Here is a 2230-nt window from a genome sequence, read left to right on the forward strand (position 1 = left end):
CGCCGGAGCGGCGGTCGCCGTCCGGGACGCCACCGCCGGCCCGTCCGCCGATCACCGGACCGACGCCACCGGCCAGACCACCCACCCCGGCCAGCGCACCGCCGGCCCAGCCGCCCACGCCGCCACGCCCCAGGGCACCGATCGCGCCGACGCCGTCGCCGGCCGCCCCGGAGGTGCCAAGGACGCCGAGGTCCGCGGAGTCGCCGGCCAGGCTCGTCGCGCCGAGCGCCGACAGACCCGCCCCGCCGAACCCGCCGACGCCCGCCGCGCCGAACGCGCCGATGGCCGCCGGGCCGCCGCCGAGAGCGGCACCCATCCCGCCGGCTCCCGAGGAGGAGGACGAGAACGACAGGTCCGGCCCGCCGCCGCCGGCCCCGTCGAAGCCGGAACCACCACCGCCGGACCCGTCGAACCCGCCGCCGCCGGACTGGATGGTGGACCGCACCTCGTCGGGGGGTGGAGCGCCGGTGGGGCCGTCCGAGGTGCCCGGCGGTGGCGGCGGTTGGTCACCGCCGCCGGGCGGTCCCGCGAACCGGTTGACGATCCCGCTGGTCTCCCGCAACGCGGTGACGAGCTGCGCCAACGCGTCGCGCATCGCCAGGTCGAGCCGGACGAGCTGGCGCAGCCAGGCGGTGCGCAGCAGCACGTCGAGACCGGTCCAGCCGGCCGCGGTGGTCAGGTCGAAGGTGCCACCGACCGGCCCGGTGCCGTAGGTGTCCGGGATGGTGACCCCGACCGCGTTCAGGCTGCCCTGGTCGACCTGCGCGAGGATGCTGCGGACCGCGTTGAACAGCGCGGTCGGGTGGTACGTGTTGAACCACTGGTGGGTGTGGTCGCTGAACTCCCGCCACGCGTCGTTGATCCGCTCGCGGAATATCAGCAGGTCGTTGGACTGCCGGAAGACCCGGTCCGACCAGGCGTTGGTCTCGTTGGTGGCGTTCATGTCCCGGGTCAGCCGGTCGATGTCGGCGTGCAGGGTGTTCAGGGCCGCCACGAACACCGCCGACGCCGACCCCTCGAAGCCGGAACCGGCCCCGCTGATCCCGTCGCGCAGCACCCGCAGCTCGGCGGCGGTGGTGAGCAACGTCTGCTCGACCCGCCACAGCAGGTTGCCGGCGTCGGTGAAGCTGCGTTCGCTGAACCAGCCGTTGGTGCCGGCGTACAGGCGGGTGAGGGCGTTGACGCTCGCCCGGTAGAAGCTGTCGAACGCGGTGGCCGGTGGGGGGCCGCCGGTCCCCTCCCAGAAGGTGACGTGGCCCCGCACGATCTCCCAGAGGTCCCGTTGCGGGTCGTCCACCCCGGGACCGACCCGGCGGTAGCCCATCAGTTCCCGGTCCCCCGGGTCGATCGTGGGGCGGGTGCCCCGGTCCAGTTCCTGGGTACGCCGTTCGACGAACCGGACCCAGGTGACCCCGTGGCCGGCCACCAGGTTGCGGTCGATCAGCGTGCCGCTGCCCTGGTCGGTGCCGTCGCGGCCCTCGTTGAGGACGTCCTGGAGCATCCGTTCCCAGGTCCAGCCGGTGTACTCCGGGTTCGGGGCGGTCACCGCGCGGCCCGCCCGGGTCGACGGTCAGCCACGGCGACGTCCCGTCGTGCGGGTGGGGCCGGGCGACTGGCCGGGTCGGCGTGGCGCGGCCGGCATCGTGGTGGCCGGTTCCTCGGCGTGCTCGGAGCGGCCGATGACGGCCATCCCGCACTCGGGGTCGGTGCCCCACACGTCCTCTTCCTCTTCCAGCCAGGTCTTGCGTTCACGGTCCTTCTCCCCCTGCTGGCCGCCCCCACCCATGCCTCCCATGCCGCCCATCGGCGGCATCATCGGGAACCCGCCGGCCGCCGATCCGGCGGAGTCGACGCCCCGCGCCCCGCTGCCACCGGGCCCGAGCCCGGCCGGTTCGCCGAGCAGCGCGGCCAGTTCGCTGCCGAGGGCCACCCCGCTGGTCGAGGACTCGCCCGGCGAGCCGCCGCCCAGGTTGCCGACGTCGACACCGTCCACGTCGGTCGGGAACTGCGCCGACGGGTTGGTCGTGTCGTCGCCGAGGCCACCCGCCCCGCCGCCCTTGACACCGCCCAGGCCACCGGAGCCGCCGGAGGACCCCAGGTTGCCCAGCCCACCCAGGCCGGGGGTCAGGCCAGGGACGACGACACCACCGCCGAGTCCACCGCCGCCCGCCGAGCCGGAGCCGGTGCCACCGCCCAGGTCGCCCCAGTCAATGCGGCCGCCACCGAGACC

2 pseudogenes are annotated in these 2230 nt (G+C 75.2%); both read right to left on the reverse strand.

The annotated features are described in order from the left end of the window. A pseudogene (locus ACOJTC_RS15585) lies at positions 1-1546 on the reverse strand (hypothetical protein); the annotation flags it as partial. 24 nt (positions 1547-1570) lie between these two features. Beyond that, positions 1571-2230, reverse strand: a pseudogene (locus ACOJTC_RS15590) (hypothetical protein); the annotation flags it as partial.

This window comes from Micromonospora sp., assembly GCF_048594385.1.
Taxonomy (GTDB): Bacteria; Actinomycetota; Actinomycetes; order Mycobacteriales; family Micromonosporaceae; genus Micromonospora; species Micromonospora wenchangensis.